Genomic DNA, 6,174 nt, shown 5'->3' with positions numbered 1-6,174 from the left:
AGGGACCGCCGGAACGCGGGGGCCGTCAGGAAGGGACCGCCGGAACGCGGGGCCCGTCAGGAAGGGACCGCCGGAACGCGGGGCCCGTCAGGAAGGGACCGCCGGAACGCGGGGCCCGTCAGGAAGGGGCCGCCGGGAGGATCAGCTCGAAGCGGCAGCCGCCGTGCACGTTGTGGACGGCGGCGCTGCCCGCGTGGGCCTCCACGATGCCCCGCACGATGGCGAGGCCCAGGCCCGCGCCGCCCGGCGGGGTGCGCGCCTCGGTGCCGCGCCAGCCGGTGTCGAAGACGCGGGTCAGGTCGTCGTCGGGGATGCCGCCGCAGCCGTCCGTCACCGACAGCACCACCGACTCGGCGCGTGCCTCGGCGGCGACCGCGACCGTGCCGTCGGCCGGGGTGTGCCGGATCGCGTTGACCAGCAGGTTGGCCAGGACCCGGGTCATCTCCTTGCCGTCCACCTCCACCGGGACCGGCTCGACACGGTCGCCGACGAGCCGGACGCCGTGTTCGCGGGCGAGCGGGTCGGCGCCCGCCAGCGCGTCCCCCACCAGGTCGTGGACGGACATCCGGGCCGGGTTGAGGGCGAGGGCCCCGGCATGGATGCGGGACAGCTCGAAGAGGTCGCCCACCATGCCGTTGAGGCGCTCGACCTCGGTCCGGATCTGCCGGAAATAGCGCTCGGGGTCCTTGGCCATGCCGTCCTCCAGCGCCTCGGCCATCGCGCGCAGCCCCGCGAGGGGGGTGCGCAGGTCGTGCGAGATCCAGGCGACGAGTTCGCGGCGGGAGGTCTCCAGGGCGCGTTCGCGCTCACGGGAGGCGGAGAGGCGGGCGCTGGTGGCGGCCAGTTCACGGCTGAGCGCGGCGAGTTCCGCGGTGGCCGGTCCCTCGGGCGCGGCGAAGCTGCCGCCCTCGCCGAACGAGCGGGTGGCCAGGGCCAGTTGGTGGCTGCTGGTGACGACCCGGCGGCCCAGGACCAGCGCGGTGGCGAGCGAGACGGCCGCGGCCATCGCGATGACCAGGGTGACGACCTTCAGGTCGTGGGAGGACAGGAACATCTCCCAGGCCACCGCGAGGGTCCCGGCGAGCATGGCGCTGACCGCGACGGCGGCCACCACGGCGAGCGAGGCGGTCACCGAGCGGTGGCGCAGCAGGCGCAGCGCGAGCGCCCCGAGCAGGCCCGCGGCGGCGGCGCCGAGGAACGCGTACACGGCGATGAGCAGGACGTCCTTCATCTCAGACCTCCTCCCCCGCGTGCCGGACGTGGCGCGGCCCGGCGCCGTCGTCCGGTTCCTCGAAGCGGTATCCGACGCCCCACACCGTCTGGATGAGCCGCGGCTTGGCGGGGTCGTCCTCGACCTTGCCGCGCAGCCGCCGCACATGGACGGTGACGGTGGACAGGTCGCCGAACTCCCAGCCCCACACGTCGTGCATCAGCCGTTCGCGGGTGACGGCCTCACCGGGGTGGCTCATCAGATAGGCCAGGAGGTCGAACTCCCGCAGCGTCAGGGCGAGTTCGGTCTCCCCCTTGACGGCGCGGCGGGCGGCCGGGTCCAGGACGATGCCCGCCCGCCGCACCGGCGGCCCCGGCCGGACGCCGGCGGCGCGGGCGCGGCGCAGCACCGAGTCGACGCGCAGCACCAGCTCGCGGGGGCTGAACGGCTTGGTGACGTAGTCGTCCGCGCCGATCTCCAGGCCCAGCACGCGGTCGTCCTCGTCGCCGCGCGCGGTGAGCATGATGACCGGTACGGGCCCCGCGCCGCGCAGCACGCGGCAGACCTCCAGACCGTCCATGCCCGGCAGCATCAGGTCGAGGACGACGAGGTCGGGCCGGCGCGCACCGGCCGCGCGCAGGGCGGCGGGGCCGTCGCCGACGTGCTCGACCTCGTACCCGGCGCGTTCCAGGTATCCGGTGACCACCTCGGCCACGGTCGGGTCGTCGTCGACGACGAGGATGCGGGACCGGTCACTGTGCATGGCCACAGCGTCGCACCCGGCGGGCGCCGCCGTCGCCACCCGGATGGCGGACGCGGGGCGATGTCCCTGTTTCGTAAGAACCCGAAGTCCCGATTTGTCCGCCGCGGCTTCGTACCGTGAGAGGCGTGACCGACTCGATTCCCACGACGGTGGACGTCGTACTGCCCTGCCTCGACGAGGCCGAGGCGCTGCCCTGGGTGCTGGCCCGGATTCCCGAGGGGTGGCGGGCCGTCGTCGTCGACAACGGCTCGACGGACGGCTCGGCGGAGCTGGCCCGCGCGCTCGGCGCGACCGTGGTGCGCGAGGCCCGGCGCGGTTTCGGCGCGGCCTGCCACGCGGGCCTGCTCGCGGCGCGCGCCGAGTACGTCTGCTTCTGCGACTGCGACGGCTCGCTCGACCCCGGGCTGCTGGCGCCCTTCGTACGGGAGGTGGCCGCCGGGGACGCCGACCTCGTCCTCGGGCGCCGCAGGCCCACCGCGCGCGGGGCGTGGCCGCCGCACGCGCGGGCCGGGAACCTGGCCCTGTCCCGGATGCTGCGCCGCCGCACCGGGCTGCGGCTGCACGATCTGGGCCCGCTGCGGGCGGCCCGGCGGGTGCCGCTGCTCGCCCTCGGCGTCGCGGACCGGCGCAGCGGCTATCCGCTGGAGACGGTGGTGCGCGCGGCGGACGCCGGGTGGCGGGTGCGCGAGCACGACGTGCCGTATCTGCCGCGCACCGGCAGATCGAAGGTGACGGGCACCTGGCGGGGCACCTGGCAGGCCGTACGGGACATGCGCGCGGTGCTCGCGCTGCCGCCCGCCCCGCCGCGGCCCGCCACGACCGCGGACACCCGGTGACGGCGCAGGGCGCGCCGGTCGCCCTGCTGGTGATCGCCAAGGCGCCGGTGCCGGGCCGGGTCAAGACCCGGCTGACCCCGCCGTACTCGCCCGAGCAGGCCGCCCGCATCGCCGGGGCCGCGCTCGCCGACACGCTGGACGCGGTGCTCGCCGCACCGGCCCGGCGCCGGATCCTGGTCCTGGACGGGGCGCCGGGGCCGTGGCTGCCGCCGGGCATCGAGGTCGTCCCGCAGGGCGCGGGCGGCCTGGACGAGCGGCTGGCGGCGGCGTTCGCGCTCGACTCCGGCCCGGCCCTGCTCGTCGGCATGGACACCCCGCAGCTGAGCCCGGCCCTGCTGGCGCCCGCCCTGGCCGGCTGGGCGCCCGGCGAGGCGTGGTTCGGCCCGGCGGCCGACGGCGGTTTCTGGGCGCTGGGCCTGACCGCCCCCGATCCGTCCCTGCTGCGCGGGGTGCCCATGTCCGTGCCCGAGACGGGCGCGGTCCAGCGGCGGCGGCTGGACGACGCGGGACTCACCGTGCGCGAGCTGGCGCCGCTGCGGGACGTGGACACGGCGGCCGACGCGGCGGAGGTGGCGGCGCTCGTCCCCGACGGCCGGTTCGGGCGGGCGGTGGCCGCGTGCCGGGGCGGCGCCCTGGCGACGGCCGCCGGGGCGGGGCGGCGGGGCCCCGCGCGATGACCGCGACGACCGTGCCCGCCGCGCTCGCCTGGCGGGCCGATCCGTACACCGACGCCCTGCGCAGCGGGCGCGGGCCGCTGTTCCTGCACCGCAGGGACGGGTGGCTGCTGCCGCTGGAGGTGGAACGGTGGTGCGCGGCGCCGGACCCGGCCGACCTCACCGTGCTGCGGCGGTGCCGGGGCGCCGTGCTCGACATCGGGTGCGGGCCCGGGCGCCTGGTGGTGGCGCTGGCCGCGCTCGGTACGGCCGCGCTCGGCGTCGACGTCAGCCCCGAGGCGGTGCGCCGCACCCGGCGCTCGGGCGGCAGCGCCCTGTGCCGGTCGGTCTTCGACCCGCTGCCGGGCGAGGGCCGCTGGCACACCGCGCTGCTGCTCGACGGCAACATCGGCATCGGCGGCGACCCGGCGGCGCTGCTCGCGCGCACGGCCCGGCTGGTGGACACGGGCGGGCAGTTGATCGTGGAGGCGGCGCCCCTCGACGTGGACGAGCACGTCGAGGTACGGGTGGCCGACGGGCGCGGCGCCTTCGGGGTGGCCTTCCCCTGGTCGCGCCTGGGCACCGCCGCCCTGCTGCGGTACGCGGAGAGAACCGGCTGGCACCCGGCCGAGCGGTGGACGGCGGCCGGACGCCCGTTCCTCGTACTGCGCCGGCTATGAACGCGGGGCCGGGCCCCTCACCTCCGTGGCCCACGCGGGAGGGTACGGAGGCGGGGCGGCGACGGTCCGTCAGGGCCGGCACCGGGAACCCGGAGGCGGGGGGCGGCGCACGTAGGACCCGCACGGGGAAGCCAGGAGGCGGGGCGACGGCGACCGTCAGGGCCGGCACGGGGAACCCGGAGGCGGGGGGTGGCGCACGCAGGACCCGCACGGGGAAGCCAGGAGGCGGGGCGGCGACGCCCGTCAGGGGCCGGGCGGGGAAGCCGGGGGCTTTGCGCGGCGCCCGCGCCACAGGCTTTGTCCGGCCGCCACCAGCGCCCCCGCGACCGCGACCACCGCCAGCAGCACCAGCCAGTTGCGGACGTAGTCCAGCGGCAGCACCGTCGCGTTGTTCACCGGGCCCGGCCGCAGGATGTCCGGCAGGGCGATCGCCGTGAGGCAGCCGCCGGTCACCAGGGCCGCCCGCAGCGGGCCGCGCACCCGGGGCCGGGCCGCCACCACGCCCAGGCCGACGAGCAGCACCAGCGGCGCGACGAACCCGTCGTGCAGCACGACCGCCCCGGCCAGCCACACCGCCACGTCCCACGCCCCCTGCGCCCACACCAGCGACACGCCGAGCCCCATCAGCGCGAGCCCGAGCGCGCCCACCGCGTACCGCCCCGCCATCACCGCACCTCCAGTCGCGAGACCCACTTGGTCTGGAGCACGCCGGGCCGGTTGGGGGCGATGATCCGGGCCGGATAGCCGTGGTCGGGGGTGAGCACCTGTCCGTTGAGCCGGAGCGCGAGGAGGGTGAGCGGGTCGCGCGCGTAGGTGCGGCCCATGTCCATCACCCGGTAGGCGCCGTGCCGTTCGAGCGAGACGACCCGCAGCGCGGCCCCGGGCGCCCCGGCCCGCTCCATCAGGTCCCTGATCCGTACGCCGGTCCAGTGCGCGTTCTTGCTCCACCCCTCCACGCAGGCGATGGGCAGCTCGACTTCGTACTGCGGCAGCGCGGCCAGCTCGTCGAGGCTCAGCTCGTACGGGCGCGGCCCCGCCACCGTCAGCCGCCAGGCCGCCGTGTCGACCCGGGTCGTCCCGGCCGCCGCCGCCGTGCGGTTGACGGGCAGGCCCAGCGGGCCGTGGTCGGGGTGGCGCGGTGCCAGGAGGTCGAGGGACTTGAGCGGGGTCACGGACTGGCCGACCGTGGTGACGGTCACCGCGCCGACCGCGACCGCCAGACCGGTGAGGAGCGAGCGCCGGTCGAGCGCGTTCTCCGGCTCGCCCGGCAGCGCGCGCGTGGCGGGCGAGCGCCGCCACCAGTACGCCCTGATGTCCGGCCACTTGACGGCCAGGTGCAGCAGCAGCGCACCGGTCAGCAGCCAGGCGACCGCGAAGTGCACGGGGACGAAGCTGAACGGCCAGGGGTACCACTGCACGGTGTTGAGCAGCCCGGTCAGCAGCTCGAACATCGCGCCCGCGACGAGCACCGCGACCGAGAGCCGCTCCAGAGCGTGCCGTACGCCGGTGAACGCCGGCCACACGAACAGCTTCGGGTAGACGGTCCACAGCTTGCCGAAGAGCAGCGGGATCGCGGCGATGCCCACCCCCACGTGCAGGCCCTGGGTCAGCCGGTAGCCCCAGCCGGGGCGGGCGGGCAGCTCGTTCGCCAGCCAGCCCGGCGGGTGCTGGAGGTAGTGGCTGAGCACCCCGGTGACCATGCAGACGAGCACGGCCGCGCCGAGCAGCCGGCCGATCGCCGTCGTGGTGCGCCTGTCGTGCAGCGCGCCCCGGAACGACGGCAGCAGCGTGGACGGCGGCGGGGGGAACGGAAGTCGTGGCCTCATGTCCCCATGACATCCCCTGACCGCCCTGAACAGGGCGCCTGACACCTTACGGTTCCCGGACGCGTGGTGCGTTGGGCCGTCCGGGCGCCCGTCGGCCTGCGAATGTGGTCGGGTGATCGCTCCGCGAACCGCCGCCGCCCCGTACGCCCCGCCCGCCGCGCCCGGGGCGCTGCGCCGCTCGGCCCCGGCCGCCGTGCTGCTGGCCG

Annotated in this window: 7 protein-coding genes; 3 read left to right on the top strand and 4 right to left on the bottom strand. The window is 76.8% G+C overall.

The window, feature by feature from the left end; genetic code table 11:
- Positions 1–118: 118 nt before the first annotated feature.
- Together ABZ404_RS05685 and ABZ404_RS05680 are read right to left on the bottom strand one after the other, a co-directional pair.
- Positions 119–1,231 (bottom strand): HAMP domain-containing sensor histidine kinase, encoded by a 1,113-nt coding sequence (locus ABZ404_RS05685; protein ID WP_358835200.1) that lies wholly within the window; start codon positions 1,229–1,231, stop codon positions 119–121.
- Between the two features lies 1 nt (position 1,232).
- The gene (locus ABZ404_RS05680) at positions 1,233–1,973 is read right to left on the bottom strand and encodes a response regulator transcription factor (RefSeq protein WP_358835201.1); all 741 of its coding nucleotides are present in this window, start codon (positions 1,971–1,973) and stop codon (positions 1,233–1,235) included.
- A 125-nt stretch (positions 1,974–2,098) separates the two neighbouring features.
- On the opposite strand from ABZ404_RS05680, the gene ABZ404_RS05675 reads away from it, so the two are divergent.
- The 3 genes from ABZ404_RS05675 to ABZ404_RS05665 are packed head-to-tail and all read left to right on the top strand — an operon-like array spanning position 2,099 to position 4,142.
- A complete protein-coding gene (locus ABZ404_RS05675; protein ID WP_358990151.1) occupies positions 2,099–2,809 on the top strand; it encodes a glycosyltransferase family 2 protein in 711 nt (236 codons plus the stop codon).
- On the top strand, positions 2,806–3,486 hold the full coding sequence (locus ABZ404_RS05670; protein ID WP_358834394.1) for a TIGR04282 family arsenosugar biosynthesis glycosyltransferase: 681 nt from the start codon (positions 2,806–2,808) through the stop codon (positions 3,484–3,486). Before ABZ404_RS05675 ends, ABZ404_RS05670 begins: the two co-directional genes overlap by 4 nt.
- Complete coding sequence (locus tag ABZ404_RS05665) at positions 3,483–4,142, top strand: methyltransferase domain-containing protein (protein ID WP_358834393.1); 660 nt, start codon at positions 3,483–3,485, stop codon at positions 4,140–4,142. The genes ABZ404_RS05670 and ABZ404_RS05665 overlap by 4 nt, the downstream gene beginning before the upstream one ends.
- Before the next feature lie 243 nt (positions 4,143–4,385).
- Here the strand turns inward: ABZ404_RS05665 and ABZ404_RS05660 are convergent, their stop codons facing one another.
- Together ABZ404_RS05660 and ABZ404_RS05655 are read right to left on the bottom strand one after the other, a co-directional pair.
- Positions 4,386–4,808, bottom strand: a complete 423-nt coding sequence (locus ABZ404_RS05660; RefSeq protein WP_358834392.1) for a hypothetical protein — start codon at positions 4,806–4,808, stop codon at positions 4,386–4,388.
- Complete coding sequence (locus tag ABZ404_RS05655) at positions 4,808–5,968, bottom strand: molybdopterin-dependent oxidoreductase (RefSeq protein ID WP_358834391.1); 1,161 nt, start codon at positions 5,966–5,968, stop codon at positions 4,808–4,810. The genes ABZ404_RS05660 and ABZ404_RS05655 overlap by 1 nt, the downstream gene beginning before the upstream one ends.
- Positions 5,969–6,174: the final 206 nt, after the last annotated feature.

Origin of the sequence: Streptomyces sp. NPDC005878 (genome assembly GCF_040629815.1) — a bacterium.
Lineage (GTDB): Bacteria > Actinomycetota > Actinomycetes > Streptomycetales > Streptomycetaceae > Streptomyces.
Note: the sequence above shows the minus strand (reverse complement) of the source record. Positions and strands in the feature narration are given on the sequence as shown.

Bases quoted from the DNA above. Each gene is read 5' to 3' on its own strand.
- ABZ404_RS05685 (WP_358835200.1), bottom strand. From the start codon at position 1,231: ATGAAGGACGTCCTGCTCATCGCCGTGTACGCGTTCCTCGGCGCCGCC.
- ABZ404_RS05680 (WP_358835201.1), bottom strand. From the start codon at position 1,973: ATGCACAGTGACCGGTCCCGCATCCTCGTCGTCGACGACGACCCGACC.
- ABZ404_RS05665 (WP_358834393.1), top strand. From the start codon at position 3,483: ATGACCGCGACGACCGTGCCCGCCGCGCTCGCCTGGCGGGCCGATCCG.
- ABZ404_RS05660 (WP_358834392.1), bottom strand. From the start codon at position 4,808: ATGGCGGGGCGGTACGCGGTGGGCGCGCTCGGGCTCGCGCTGATGGGG.
- ABZ404_RS05655 (WP_358834391.1), bottom strand. From the start codon at position 5,968: ATGAGGCCACGACTTCCGTTCCCCCCGCCGCCGTCCACGCTGCTGCCG.